At 44.7% G+C, this 15,575-nt stretch carries 8 protein-coding genes; all 8 read left to right on the forward strand.

The features are described from left to right. Positions 1 to 2 precede the first annotated feature (2 nt). The 8 genes from E0E47_RS02520 (at position 3) to E0E47_RS02555 (ending at position 15,515) form a co-directional block, all read left to right on the forward strand. The gene (locus E0E47_RS02520) at positions 3 to 1,025 is read left to right on the forward strand and encodes a VWA domain-containing protein (RefSeq protein ID WP_008624008.1); all 1,023 of its coding nucleotides are present in this window, start codon (positions 3 to 5) and stop codon (positions 1,023 to 1,025) included. 11 nt (positions 1,026 to 1,036) lie between these two features. Beyond that, positions 1,037 to 1,771, forward strand: a complete 735-nt coding sequence (locus E0E47_RS02525) for a tetratricopeptide repeat protein (protein ID WP_008624007.1) — start codon at positions 1,037 to 1,039, stop codon at positions 1,769 to 1,771. Positions 1,772 to 1,796: 25 nt separating this feature from the next. Next, the gene (locus tag E0E47_RS02530; RefSeq protein ID WP_130892782.1) at positions 1,797 to 3,623 is read left to right on the forward strand and encodes a BatD family protein; all 1,827 of its coding nucleotides are present in this window, start codon (positions 1,797 to 1,799) and stop codon (positions 3,621 to 3,623) included. A 3-nt stretch (positions 3,624 to 3,626) separates the two neighbouring features. Then, positions 3,627 to 4,379, forward strand: a complete 753-nt coding sequence (locus tag E0E47_RS02535; protein WP_008624005.1) for a tetratricopeptide repeat protein — start codon at positions 3,627 to 3,629, stop codon at positions 4,377 to 4,379. Between the two features lies 1 nt (position 4,380). Next, entirely contained in the window at positions 4,381 to 5,070 is a 690-nt protein-coding gene (locus tag E0E47_RS02540; RefSeq protein WP_008624004.1) for a phosphatase PAP2 family protein, read from the forward strand. A 385-nt stretch (positions 5,071 to 5,455) separates the two neighbouring features. Then, the gene (locus E0E47_RS02545) at positions 5,456 to 5,626 is read left to right on the forward strand and encodes a hypothetical protein (protein ID WP_232038305.1); all 171 of its coding nucleotides are present in this window, start codon (positions 5,456 to 5,458) and stop codon (positions 5,624 to 5,626) included. Between the two features lie 245 nt (positions 5,627 to 5,871). Continuing rightward, a complete protein-coding gene (locus E0E47_RS02550; RefSeq protein ID WP_232038306.1) occupies positions 5,872 to 12,624 on the forward strand; it encodes a LamG-like jellyroll fold domain-containing protein in 6,753 nt (2,250 codons plus the stop codon). Next, on the forward strand, positions 12,621 to 15,515 hold the full coding sequence (locus tag E0E47_RS02555) for an NPCBM/NEW2 domain-containing protein (RefSeq protein ID WP_130892784.1): 2,895 nt from the start codon (positions 12,621 to 12,623) through the stop codon (positions 15,513 to 15,515). Before E0E47_RS02550 ends, E0E47_RS02555 begins: the two co-directional genes overlap by 4 nt. Positions 15,516 to 15,575 lie beyond the last annotated feature (60 nt).

Here is a 15,575-nt window from a genome sequence, read left to right on the forward strand (position 1 = left end):
TTATGTTTCGTTTTGAAGAACCATTATATTTGTACTTGCTTCTGCTGATACCCTTATTGGCAGGTCTGCATTATGCCACAAACTATTACCGCAAGAAGCGTCTGCTTCGTTATGGCGATATCGAACTCCTGAATGGCTTGATGCCGGATGTTTCGACAGTCCGGCGTGAGGTGAAGACGTGGCTGATGCTTGCGGCTTTGGCGTTGTTGATTTTCACTTTGGCCCGTCCGCAGTTCGGGACGAAAATGGATACCCGTAAGCGTCAGGGAATAGAGGCCATTATAGCCATGGACATATCCAATTCGATGATGGCCGAAGACGTGACGCCGAGCCGTTTGGAAAAATCCAAAATGTTGGTAAGCAATATTGTGGATAAAATGACGGATGATAAGATTGGATTGATCGTGTATGCCGGAGAGGCCTATACCCAGTTGCCTATAACAAGTGATTACGTGTCGGCCAAGATGTTTCTGGAAACGATAAATCCATCCATGATTACCACGCAAGGAACGGATATCAAGCAGGCTATTGATTTGGCCATGAAAAGTTTCACGCCCAATCAGGACGTGAGCAAGGCTATTTTTGTGATTACCGATGGAGAGGACAATGAAGGAGGGGTTGTGGAGATGGCCAAGGCTGCGGCAGAGAAGGGTATAAAAGTCTATGTTTTGGGGGTAGGTTCTCCGCAAGGCGCACCCATACCCATGCCCGGAAGTTCGCAGTACATCACGGACAATACGGGGAATGTGGTGGTTTCCAAGTTGAACGAGGCGATGTGCCGGGAAATTGCGGCTGCCGGCCAAGGAGCCTATATTTATGTGGATAACAGTTCATCCGCGCAGGAACAATTATCGGGCTATGTGGATAAGTTGGCTAAGAAGGAGATGGAAAGTGCGGTCTATTCGGAATACGATGAGCAGTTCCAAGCCGTAGCTTTGTTGGTTTTGCTTGTACTCGTTCTGGATGTGTTGATTGTGGAACGCAAGAATCCGTTGTTTAAGAATATAAAATTGTTTCGTAAATAAGGAAGAAAGACATGTTACGTGGGATATATAAATATGGATTGGCTTTGTGCTTGTGTCTGACGGTGTCTCTTTTATGGGCGCAGAAGAAAACGGACCGCGACTATTTGAGGAGCGGAAACCGGTTGTATCGCGACAGTATGTACACAAAAGCCGAGGTGGACTACCGTAAAGCCATTGAAGCCAATAGTCGTTTCCCTCAGGCATATTTCAATTTGGGAAATGCGCTGTTGAGACAGCAAAAGCCTAAGGAAGCCATGCAGGCATACGAACAGGCCGTGAAAGTAGAGACGAACAAGGGACGGTTGGCTTCCATATATCATAACATGGGAGTGATTTTGCAAAGCCAGAAGCAGTTCGGACCTGCCATCGAGTGCTATAAGAACGCCTTGCGACGGAATCCTGCGGACAACGAAAGCCGTTACAATTTGGTGTTATGCCAACATCAGTTGAAAAACAATCCGCAGCAGGACCAGCAAAACGACAATAAAGAGAATAAGAACGGAAAGGACAAGAACAAAGAAGAAGACAAAAATAGTAGTAAAAAGGACAAACAGGAGAATAAAGACAAAAAAGAAGACCAACAGAAGCAGCAGCAAAAGCAGGCACAGCAGAATGAAGAGAACATGTCGAAGGAGAATGCCGAGCAACTGTTGAATGCAGCCATGCAAGATGAGAAAGATACACAGGAGCGCATCAGGAAGGCAATGGCCAAACCGCGACAGAGAAAATTGGAAAAACAATGGTAATGACTAAACAATAAAAGAAATAGGAATGAAGAAATATATCGCATTACTTTGGTTATGTTGTCTGACGGTTGGGATACGGGCGGCCGTACAGATAAAGGCCGCAGCACCAGATGTGGTGGAGGAAGGTGAGCAGTTTAGGTTGAGTTTCACCGTGAACACACAGGATGTCAGCAATTTCCATTTGCCTACTCTGAAAGGGTTTAGTGTGGACATGGGACCGAGCCGTTCCTCACAGTCCAGTTTCCAAATGATTAATGGAAAGACTTCGCAAAGCAGTTCGGTGACTTATACTTATATATTAAGTGCATTGAAGGCCGGTACTTATACTATCCCGGCCGCTACGGCCACTGTAAACGGAAAGCAATACCGTTCTAATACCGTGAGCATAGAGGTTGTTCCCGGCAGTGGCGGGGGAGCACAGTCTCGCCAACAAGGGAGTGGACAGCATGGAAGGATGCAGATGCAAGATGCCGGGGCTAAGATTACCGGAAAAGACCTCTTCATTACGGTTACAGCCGATAAGCAGCGCTTGTATGAACAAGAGGCGGTAGTGTTGACTTATAAAGTCTACTCCTTGGTCAACTTGTCGCAGTTGGCCGGTGGCATGCCGGATTTGGAGGGCTTTCATACACAAGAAATAGAGTTACCTCAACAGAAGAGCCTGAAAATGGAAGAGCACAACGGGCGAAGGTACGGTACGGTGGTGTGGCGGCAATATGTGCTTTTTCCCCAACGTAGCGGAAAAATGACGATTCCTTCCATCAAGTTTGAGGGGATAGTGGTGCAGCAAAACCGTAATATTGACCCGATTGATGCGTTTTTCAATGGGGGAAGTACCATGGTCGAGGTGAAGAAAACCATTGTGGCTCCTTCTTTGACCTTACAGGTAGATCCTTTGCCTTCACCACGGCCTGCTAATTTCTCCGGTGCGGTGGGAAAATTCAATATCAGTGCCTCCCTTACTCCAAGTGAATTGAAGACGAATGATGCTTTGACGTTAAGGGTCACGGTTTCCGGGAGTGGCAACATGAAGCTGATGAAAACTCCTGTGGTGAAATTCCCGAAAGATTTCGAGACGTATGATGCCAAGATTACAGACCAGACCAAAGTAGGTCGTGGAGGGGTTTCCGGTAATAAAATATTTGATTATTTGGCTGTGCCCCGCCATCCGGGGAAGTATACGGTCCCACCTGTGGAATTCTGTTATTTTGATACGGACGCGAAGGCTTACAAGACCGTGAAAACGGAAAGTTTTGACCTAAGCGTGGCGAAAGGCAAAGGTGGAAGCAGCGGAGGGAACTATACGAACAAGGAGGATGTGGAGTTGTTGGCTTCAGATATCCGGTACATCCATCGGGGGGAGGTGCGTTTGCAACAAAAGGGCGAGTCTTATTTTGCGACGGCAGCCTATTGGTGGAGTTATGCCATTCCTTTGTTGGCATTCATTGTTCTTGTGGTGGTCTTCCGCAAACAAGCCATGGAGAATGCCAATGTGGCCAAAATGCGCAACAAGAAAGCGAACAAGGCGGCAGCCAAGCGTCTGAAACAGGCGGCGGCATTGCTGAAAGCCAACAAGCCGGCCGAGTTTTATGATGAAGTCTTAAAGGCATTGTGGGGTTATGTGGGAGACAAACTGAACCTTCCGGCTGCTGAGCTGAACAAAGAGAATGTCAGCGAAAAGTTGCAGGCCAAGGGAGCGGACACCTCCATCGTGCAGCAATTGGTTGAGACGATGAACGACTGTGAATTTGCCCGTTATGCACCGGGTGACCCGTCGCAAACGATGGATAAGATATATGCAGCGGCTACGGAGGCCATTAACAAGATGGAAAGTTCTATTAAACGTAAGTAAAGGATGAAGCTGATGAGAAAGTTGATTTTGATATGCGTAGGTGTGATGTGCATGTTTTCGCTTCACGCCCAAGACAAGGTGCAGGCTGACAGTGCGTACGCTGCGGAAAAGTACAAAGAAGCCATACCTATATACACAGCTTTGCTGAAGAAAGGGGAGCATGCGGACATATATTATAATTTAGGAAACTGCTATTATAAGACAGACCGTCTGGCCCTTGCCATTTTGAATTATGAGCGTGCTGCTTTGTTGGATCCCGGAAATTCGGATGTCCGTTTCAATCTGGAGTTGGCCCGTTCAAAAACGATAGATAAAATCACGCCCGAAAGCGAGATGTTCTTTGTGACATGGTATAAGAACGTCATTGACATGATGAGTATGGACGGATGGGCGCGTACGGGGATTGTGGCTTTTGTGCTAGCCTGCGTGCTGATTCTGGTGTTTTTCTTAGGCAATAAGGTCGTGTGGAAGAAATTGGGTTTCTTTGGTGCTTTGGTCATGTTGGCGGTCGTCGTGATGGCCAATGTGTTTGCCTGGACGCAACATCAGGAACTGAATGTTCGTAGCGGGGCCGTGGTGATGAGTAGTTCGGTAGTCGTGAAGAGTACCCCGAACGAATCGGGTACAGATCTCTTTGTACTGCATGAAGGTACGCGTGTGGAAATCATAGACGATTCAATGAAAGAATGGAAAGAAATACGGTTGGCAGACGGTAAGGTAGGTTGGATGCCGGCAGAAGCAATGGAGGTGATTTGATATGGCGTTGGAAGATTGGCTTGGCTTGGACCAACGGTTGCTGTTGTTGCTGAACGGGAGTGATTCATTGTTCTTCGACCATCTGATGGGCGGAATTACCAGTACAGTAGCTTGGATACCAGTGGCTGTCATACTGTTTTATGTGTTGGTCAAGAACAATTCCATGCGTGAGGTAGGGCTTATTGTGTTGTTTCTAGCCTTGTCCATCTTGTTGGCCGATCAGTTTTCTTCTTCTTTCTGTAAGCCCTACTTTGCCCGTTTCCGCCCCGCTCAGGATCCCATGCTAATGTATCTAGTTGATGTGGTGGATGGCTACCGGGGTGGACGCTACGGCTTTATATCCAGTCATGCCGCCAATACTTTTGCCGTATGTATCTTTTTGGCTTTGTTGGTTCGTAATGTTTGGATGACCTTTTCTTTGGTTTTATGGGCTGCGCTCTGTTCTTATTCCCGTATTTATCTGGGGGTACATTATCCGGGAGATATTCTGTTTGGAATGCTTTGGGGGGTATTGGTAGGTTTTTCTACTTATACGGTATGTGCTTATATTTTACGTAAGATGTCACCGGATAGGAATTTCATTTCTACTCAATATACTTCCACGGGTTATGCCGTGGAAGATTTGGATATTTTCCAAAGTGTGCTTTACCTCACTTATCTGGTATTGGCCATACGGGCGGTGGTTTTATGATGCTAGAATGGTCTGATGTCCTTTTCTCATTTTCATGGAATATATGATTTTTAACAATATAGGCTGATTTGTAGTAGTTACAATATTGTTGTTTGGATGACTTTTATATTGCAAAGTGTGAATATCGGAGCCTTTGTATTTATTCTTGGTTATGACTGTTTGGTTTTAGAGGGCTTTTTGACCGTAAATACTCCGTTTATATAAGCCTCTATTTTTATTGTTTATCTTTTTTCTTTAACTAAATTCCTCTTGTAAAACCACAGAACTGCCATTACCTTTGTGTCCCAATTTATCGGAAGAGTCCGAATAGACTTGGCTTGCACTAATTCTATCAATTAAAAATTAAACGAAAATGAATCAAATGATGCTATTAGCGGAAACCGAGATGAGAACAACACTTAACTATGGGCGTAAAAATTATGTGAGTCCTGAAGTCCGGGTCATGTCATTCGAAACAGAGATGATGATTGCCGGAAGTGATATGAATCCGGAACCTCCAAATCCGGGATATAACTCGGGACATAATCCGGATGATTTTTGGGACGCGTGGCGATGATGTTTTCAGTTGATTAGAAAGGATAGCGGAAAAGCACAAATAAATTCCAATATACTTTTTAAGATTAGGTTGTTTTTGGGATACAGTATTAAATTTAAAACAGAAGTTAGATGATAAAGAAACTTTTTTTAACCACTCAACTTTTATTTTGCTGTTTTGTTTTGCATAGCTATGCAAAAAGTGTGTATGTTTCGGATTCCGATAGGGACCTGAAACGACGCAATAAAATGGTAAAAGAGGCTGCTATGCTTCCGGATTCTGTGTTTGAGTATGTGAAGATGGAAGACTTGTTGGATGATGAGGTGTATATAAAGTTGGCACATGATGGATGGAGTCCTCAAGAGATCGTAACTATCATGAAGACGGCCTTAAAGGACCGTAAGGCTGCCAAAAACAAATTCGGTTACGGATGGTATGCCAAGCAATGGCTACCTACTTACGGTATCATGCCAGGAGGAGATACGCTCTACCAATTCGTGGATACAACCTATAACGAGGCGATGCAGGCCAGTATAGCCCGTACTGTTCCAACTGATGTACTGAATCATACTTGGCCCAAAATCGTGTATACACCGGAAGACCGGAAAAAGGGCATTCGTAATGCGGCTTATTTCCGTACAGTGGAGCATAAACCGTCATCCGGACGTATGCATTGGGGTGTGGTACATCCCGAAGACCATGACAAACTATATGTCATCCCAGACGGAGCCGGTATATTTAAGACCGATGACGGTGGACTTAGTTGGTCGTGTATCACAGATAATATTCCAGTAAGGGCTCATCGCAGTACGGTCCGTCACTCAGCTATTCCTGTCGATCCTGATGATTGGAATCACTTGTTTGCTTTTTCCGATAACAGTACGGTGTATGAAACAACGGACGGAGGAGAGACTTGGCATCGCATAGAAGGTGCTACCCATAAAGGGTATAAACGTGGCTATGCATTCCGTGACAAGGCCGGAAACCTGAAATTCATTGGCGCACAGCAGCAAGGTGGTGTTGAGCATTGGGCTAGCAAATTGTGGATCAGTGAAGATACTTGTAAAACTTGGACAGAAGTAATTGTTCCGGATGAATTAAAGGATGTTCATCCCAATGGGGTAGGAAAGGGTGTATGGTTTCAATCTGTGGAGTTTGATCCCTCCAATCGGGATATGATTTACATTCCGGGGTCTCGGTCTATTTTCTATTTTGACGATGGGGCGAAAAGTACAATGGAAAATGGAAAGAGAAAATATAACATCAAGAAGATGAGTTTTGATGTGTATAATGAAAACCGGACGGAACTGCGTAATGATCCTTCCGACCCAGACAACAAGACCATATTTCCTTTAAGAGCCACTTCGCCGGGCAACATGGTAATCAGTACCATAAATCCGAATCAGATGTGGTTTGCAGCAGCAATCCGTAACGGAAATGCTACGGCACTCTATTATACCGAAGACAAGGGAAAAACTTGGATAACGCTTCAGGAACCCAGTGTTGGTATCGGTGGGGGTACTGTTTTTGGTAATGAGGCTCCTTGGAACTGGTTGGGAGGTTTCGGTGTAAACCTTCGTGAACCGAATTGGGTATACGGATGTACGATGAGTTCTGCTATTAGTTCTGATGGAGGAAAAAATTTCAATCAGTTTGCATGGTCAATCCGTTTGACGTCATTGCAAGATGACGGCAAATATTATGCGGTAACTAATTCGCGTCACAATGCGGACAATCATTTCATTCTTTCTCACAAGAGTGGCCGGGTATTCAGAGGCTCGGATGGTGGTATGTTGATGAAAGATTTGGATGTGAACAATAACCAATGGACTAATATAGGAGGAAATATGGGACAGATGTTGTATTACAATATACGTGTCAATGAATTCGGTGACCAGTTGATGGTGGGTAATACACAGGATATCGACGTGCAGACATACCGCTACGGTCGATGGGGAAACTGGCGTGGTTATGAAGGTTCCGAATCCAGTGCCAATCCTTATACTAGCACATGCTATTTTTCTGGAGGTGGTGGTGGAGGTATTGAAAACATGCCTTTGAGTTCATGGAGTACAACCACTAATTACGCTGATGTACATACCGGTTCTTGGTATATGAGGCGTACGGGGACGGGAGCCGGAAACACATTTTACCGTATTGATGATATCGGCCGAAGCCTGACCAATCTTTTCGATAATGTCGGGGCTGATGTTGCGGATGTAACATTTGCACGCGATAAAGGATACACTACTATTTTTGTACGTACGACTGACAATATCTTAAAGAAATCCATAGACAGCGGAAATTCTTTTCAGTACATATTGTATAACGGTGAGCCGGCAAAGTTTAGCAATACCAGATTAGCGGCAGATCCCGATAACAGCGACATCTTGTATTTGGGACAGACAGGACAGGTTATGCGATTGTATGTCAACGAAAGTCGTTGGGAAAAAGTAGGAGAAGGGCTTCCCAATATAACTTGCGATCACTTATTTTTCCACGAAGGTAGTGGCGATCTATATTTTGTGAATCGTGCTAGTGCCGGAATCTATATTCTGGAAAACGGTTCAGATACCTGGCGTTTTTGGACCAAGGGATATAATAGTGGAAAATTCAGTGATATAGTCATGAATTATACCACACAGGAGATGGTACTGGCTGATTATGGTCGTGGCGTATGGGTAGCCGATTTGGAGCATCCTTCCGACCGTTTCTTTAAAAACGGATTTGCCTTAAAAGAAATCACCCATGTGGACGGCCGCCGTACTATCGGTATTGATACGAAATGGACCATTCCGTTGTATTACTATTATGAATGGACGGTAAATGGAGTGAAGGTAGATAATCCCTATCAGTATCTTACTCGGGCCTTACGTCCTGGAGATAAAGTACGGTTGAAACTCACGCTTAGAGAATCTCCCGATGTGTCTACCTTCTCGGCTGAATACATTGTGAAGGAAACATCGGATGTAAAACTGGAAAAGAAAGCCGGAAATGCGTTGTATTCAAATGGAAAGGGTAGAATAGATTTAGGATATGTAGATTATTTCTTCAATGACTTTACTGTAGACCTTTGGGTAAAACCGATGGGCAACGGAGTCTTGTTGGCCAACCGTCAGAAGGAATATGATAAAGGTGCAAAAGGTTGGTTGCTTTTTGTAGAAAACGGAACTTTGAAATTCAGATATTCTCCAAGCAACCAGTTTAACAAGCCGACCTATGAACCGGCTTCTGACGAGCAGAAAACTATCGAAGGGGGTAATTTGAATATGGGTGAGTGGGCTCATGTGGCGGTAACCGAGAAACGTGACGGTTCGATACGTCTGTATGTAAATGGTATTTTGACCGGTGAGGGAGAGCGTTACCGTAGAGAGCATACGCTGAACAATTCCACTTACCTGTCGCTGTTTGCAGATGCTTTTGAGTATGCGCCTATTGAGGCTGCCGTAGATGAATTGAAGATATGGAACTACGAATTGAATGAAGAGGAAATCCGTCGTGAAATGTATTCCGTAAACACTGACAATCGTGACGGGTTGGTAGCTTACTATGCTTTCAATGGGGATAATCTGTCCGGAGACTTGGAAACATTTGTTGGATATCAGCCACGCGTGATGACGCGTGCGGAGGTTACTCACGAAAAAATGTCGCTTCCCATTAGTGCTCAACGAGCTGTTTACGGTGTATTGACCAATGGAGAGAAACTCTTTGAAGACCGTGGAGTCAATCTGTTGAAGATAGCCGTTAAAAATACGACATCGGATTATCAGATCGGTGTATATGCTTATAAAGCGGAACATTGGTTAGAAGATAAATCCAATTTGGATGCCCGGTATTACGAGGTAGAACCGACTGGATATATTTTCCGAAACTTTACTGTTGCCGAAGCAGATACTTTGGCGTTGGATTTCTATGCAGTCGAAGGTAAACCGTTTAATCCGAACAAGCGTTATCGTCTGTATTATTCGGAGGACGGCCGTAAGAATTATTGGAATCAGGTGGGAGATTTGACCTATAATGCAGCTACACAGACTTTGCAGGCAACGAATTTATCGATGCAGGAACTACAAGGCAAAAAAATGTTGGTCGTGTCTTTGAAGCCGGCTATCGAAATGACCGTTGAGGGAGTTTCAAACAGAGGAGAGCTTATCGTATATTCCGAAGATCAACACACAGTCAAAGCTCATGCTTCTATTGTGGAAGGCCTGGCAGAACCGAATGGTGAGTATGAAATCGTATCGGATAATGACGTGTTGCAACCTCAAACTGGATTCTATTTTACGAAGGGTGAAGCTTCCTCCGAGCTTAAAATAAGACAGAATTTGGGGGCCTTCAATGATCGAAATCTGGTGACCTTAAAAGGCAAGAACGATGAAAAGATGATTCCAATGCCGATTGAGCTTGTCAACCGGATTACCTCGAAAGATTTGGGTAACTCGATGTGGGTAGAGAAAGGTGGAATTTTGGTGGGTTCGGCAGATAACTATGTTGCTTTGCATGAATCCAATACCGTGACCATAATGGGGTGGGTATATCTTGGTGACGTAGACATATTGTCCGGAACCAAACCACTCTTGTTTTTTCGCTCTTCAAATCCCTCTGTAGCAACAGGACTACACTTGCAAAACGGCAATGTACGCTGTCATTGGAATGAAGAATCCTGGAGTTGGAACCAATCTACTTCCCTCAACGTGACGAAAGAACAGGTAGGGCAATGGATTCATTTGGCATTGGTAGCCCGTCCCGATGGTATGGACTATTATTTGAACGGAATGAAATATTCTATAAAACGTAATATAAATAAAGGACGCGTACATTCCATGTTAATGTTAGGACAGAACCAAATGGGGAATACTTGGTTTACAGGAGCATTCGATCAGGTTGCTGTATGGAACCGTTCACTGACCCAGGAAGAAGTCTTAAGATATATGCAGGAAAGGGTGTTGCTGAATGATTCGGCATTGGTGGCTTATTTGACGATGGATGTAAGAGATGAAAACGGAGATTTGTGTGAAAGCGTACAGAACATGTCGCTGAAGCACTACGGTACTTTGACACAAAACTATCGTTCTACTGTGCCATTTAATCCGGAAAGCCGCCTGCATCTGAACCAAATGTCCGAAACTTCGGCCGTACAGTTGATTTATCCGGAAGGAAAGAACGTACAGGGAGAATGGAGTACATTCGACGGAACCTCTTATAACTATGTGGCAGCCGGAAGAAGACAATACGATTTACCTCTGAGCAAAACACACTACACGTTGGTTTATGCAAACGATCCACAGTTGACAGCAACCGATCGGATTACTTTGCGCTACCGTCATGTTGGCATTATGGAACAGGATCATTTGGTGATGGCCATTCGCGCTTTGGGTTCGGAAAGTCCGTTTGAACATTTTGTGGAAGCACAGGCTGTAGAAAACGGCAAAGCAGAGTTCGTTGTCGAGGGAACGTTGCTGAACCGTGCTTCTGAAGTGATGTTCTTTGTATCTCCCGAATCCGGTAAACGTCCGGTAAAAGTGGAACTGGCTTTGGCCAATGGGATGTCCGGGCACAGAAACATCATGTTGGAGGAAACCGCCCAGGGGGTACCTTTGCAAGTGAAGGTACTAAGTGGAAATGCTGATGATGTGGTGATGTTGGAAGTAAAAGAAACGGCTTATGCCTCTTTGGACAAAGACAGCGTAGACATGCGTAATGCTGATAATCGCTTTACGATTATGATAGACCAATCGAAGTTGGATAAAATGGCTTTGAATCCGATAACTGTTCAGGCTGTCGGTGCGGAATCTGCTCCATTGGAGTTCAAGGTTTATCTTGAGCCTAAAGTTGAGCTGAAACTAAAAAACGGTAAGGACGAACATACTTTTGTAGCTACTGCATCTACGGCGGACTTAGAAGTGGAAGCCGAACTGCTTCAAGGCTACTTGGAAGAAGAAGTTCAGTTGGCAACGATTGCTGACGTAGACAATGCGATGAATATCGGAAACGGAACCTTGTTGTCGAACAGTTCGGTAACTATCGGCCACTTGGAGCATTATGAATCTCCTTACGGTAAGGCCCAGGAAGGATGGAATCTGATCGGTAATCCCTATTTGGCAGATATCAACATCACGAAACACCAGAATGTAATCTTTGACGAACACAAGGTGACTAAATTCGTTTATCAGTATAATAAGGAGTTGGACAACTATATTACATTCGATATGACGAACTATGATGAAGAGCAGAAAATCATTCCGTTCCAGTCTTATTTTGTCCAGACATTGGCACCTGAGGCTAAGCTTACCGTGACTCCTGTGGCCAAAGAGGTAACGCTTAATCGTCGTACATTCGATTACTATACCGCAAACGAATATACTTCAGTACGTTTGAAACTTTACTCAGGAGATAAAGAGCAGGATCGTACGGACATTATTTGGGAAGAAAGTGCTTCGGCAGACTTTGTGGTGAATGAAGATGCTCCGAAATTCTGGAGTTTGTCAGCCACAGCCAATCAGTTGTTCTCTGTAGCCGGTAAATCGGTGGCTTCTGTAAATACGTTGCCGATGGACACAGAAGAAATCAAACTGGGCTTGAGAATCGGTACATCCGGCAAGTTGTCTCTTCGTTTGAGCCGGATAACCGGTTTTACAGAAGATGATGAAGTTGTCCTTAGGGATAAACATACGGGGGCAGAATGGAAGTTGGATGAGGATAACTCCTATGAGTTTGACATCGCGCAAACCGGAGATGTGAAAGACCGCTTCGTATTGAAGGTGAAACGTCACGGCACTTCGGTTGGCATTGAAGACAGGGTGGAATCTACTGGTTATAAAGTGTACGTTTCAGGAAACACCTGCATGATAGAAAATCTGCGTGGCAATGCCGACATTCAAATCTTCAATGTGCAAGGCCAACTTGTGGCACGCGAAAAAACGGCTCAGCACAGCTTTTCGGTATCTTTGAAACCGGGAGTACATGTTGTAAAAATCAGTGAGAACGGAAAAGATTATGTGACTAAAATTATATTGAAATGATAAAGAATGAATTAATAGGCAAAATAGGATGTTTACTGGTGTTCGTATGGGCATCGGTAAGCCTCCATGCTCAATCCATAAAGCTCTTGGGGGTATATTCCAACGGAAATGCTGCCGGTCAGTTAAAAGCTAAGGTGGATTTGGCCGGTAAGCAAATCAAATCGGTCACTTCTTATACTTATCGGATGTCCGACGGTTTTGCTACGACAGCTTCGGATTATGAATTGATAGAAGGTTCTTTCCTGACGGTGGATGTGGAGATGCAAACTGGAGACTATGCCTATCGCATGGAAGTGGTGTTGGACGACGACACCCGGTTGCTTACCGAGTGCGTGAACCAGGGCAATACGGAAGCCTTCATGTGGTTGGGAGACTATCAATGGACGGAGGCTACCACAGCCGTAGCCGGAACATTGCCTGGTGTGGACCGTTGCTTCGGTACGGACCTGAATTTGCAGACAAGCGATAAGACTTACTATAAAGGAGTTTCCAGTAAGGGTGGTCAAATCATCTATGATCTCCCGGAAGAGATGAACTTCCGTAAGTTTGATATGGTATTGGGGACACAGAATGGCAGCGGGAATCTTAAATTCATGTTCTATTGTAATGACGGAAAAAAGTTGGACTTCACTGTTAATTCAAATGCAATAAAGTCTATTTCTACGGCTGACTATCCCGCTTTTATTCCACGTTTGCCATTGACAAAAATCAGGTTAGACTTTACAAATAATTCAAATGCTATCGGCAACTACAATTTGGCCAGGCTGTATATGGAACGCCGCCCGTCGGACAAGTTGGAGCAACAGGTGGCGTTTACAAATACAGGAGGAACTGTCACGTATCCCATGCAAGTGGAACTAAAAGCCACAGCCACGTCGGGAGGCAAGATATATTACCGTATTATCAAAGGCCGTGAGGCTGCCGAACTGAAAGGTAACGTATTGACCTTTAAGGACGGACAATCTACTGATGTGGTTGTTGAAGCTACACAATACGGTAACGAGCAATATGCTTGTGCTACAAGCTTGCTGTCTTATGCAGTACGCACGAGGGAGAATATCTTTATCTCTTCTATGTTACCGGCATTGGAAAATAATTCGGGTACGGTATATTTATATGTTAATCCTCAGGCGAACAAGCTTTCGCAGTTGACTCTGAACATATATGATGATGTATATTTATTAAATGAATTGCAGCAACTTGATTTGCTAGCGATATGGAATGACACACCGTTTGTATCCGGAACAACCGGTAAGGTTCTGGCTGTTGCCGTTCCTGACTTAGAGATGAATCGTGTGTTCCGCATTACCTACGGTTACGAAGGGGGTGAGACGATACATAGTTCTTATTACGACGGATTGAATATGTTTGATTATCTTTCGGATTTGTCTTATAGTACGCAGGGAACAGCACAAATAGACAAGGCTGTCAATGGTTCTATGCTCCAAATCACCACGCAAAAATATAAGAAAGGGTTTGGTATTCATGCGGTAGGTTCGGTGCAGATGACCTTGCCTGTGGGAATATACAATCGTTTTATCACAGATGTTGGTAAACAGTCGGGGCAGCCTTATGTCATGGAGTTTGCCTTGAACATGGATAACCGGCAGCTTACGACAACAGGTCCTGTCAATAACAGCAAGAAGACGACTTGGGATTATCCCTTGGATGACGTTTCCGTTTTACATATTGATGTATTATACGGTGGAGATGGGGCCGGAAACGACCATGGCTCAATAGGGGCGCCGAGGCTATACCGCACAGTTGTACAACGAAGGGAACAGACACTGAACTGGCAAAAAGAATTTCCGTTGACCCACAACAAGCCGTTCAAGTTGCCGATGAAGGCTACAGTCTCTTCGGGATTGGCACCGGTGTACCGCATTTTGAAGGGACAGGAGTTTGCTACGATAGAAAGCGGAAACATTTTGAACCTACATACGATTCCCGAACATGCCGAGATTGTAGTCGAGGCGTTTCAACCCGGCGACAGGGAATGGCAACCTACAACAACTACTACTTGTACATTCCGCTTTTCCAAAGGCTTTGTGGTGCAGAAGGATGCTCGGGTAGAGTTGGAGGGCGGTCAGGTATTGGAAGAACTGATTGTCTACGGTGATGCTAGACAGATGGGGCAGGTGGTAGTGAAAAACGGTATTGTCCAGGTAAAAAAGTTCGTATTGAAATATACTTTCATACCCAAGGCTTGGAACTTCATCACTTTCCCTTCCGATTTGGATATAGACAAAATCAGCGACTTGAATGCCAGGGGGTATTATTTGAATAACAAAATGTCTGGCAGAGGAGCTTACTACATCCGCAGTTACGACACTCAGGTGCGTGCGGAAAATCCGTCCGGTTCGGTATGGAACAATTTGGAGACTCCGGAAGTGAAAGGGCTGAAAGGTTACATCATGGGTATCAACAATGCCCTGGGCATGGATCCGGTAGAGGTAACCTTTACGATGGACAACGTTTCGCTCGATTTCGAATCTTCGATTCGTCCGTTGAATCTTACGTTGGACCTTTCCAAGGTAGAGCCGGGCACTTGTCAGGATGTATATATAAGGCCTGTTAACGTGAAAGGAAACACTTTGAAGGTCAGTGTAGACTTCCAACCGGAGGATCTTTCGGCATTGCCTATCAATCATGCCAAAGCATTGGAGGGAATGCGTTTCACCTTTACTCCGGACAAACGTGGCATACGGCTGACACTTCCCGACCAGACACCGGCCAAGATTGCCATCTATAATAAAAAAGGAACCAAATTGATGAAAGCCGTTCGTTACGTATCGCCAATGGTATTGGATTTGAGCGGTTTGAAGCCAGGCACCTACCAAATGGTAATCAACTACGGAGATGCCACGGCAGTAAGGACGTTGGATTTTTAAGGATGGATATAATAAAGTAAGCAGGGTTTGTCGTTACGTCTTTCTATTCAAGACGTAACG

It is taken from the genome of Paraprevotella xylaniphila YIT 11841 (assembly GCF_900683745.1).
In the GTDB taxonomy this organism is placed as follows: domain Bacteria; phylum Bacteroidota; class Bacteroidia; order Bacteroidales; family Bacteroidaceae; genus Paraprevotella; species Paraprevotella xylaniphila.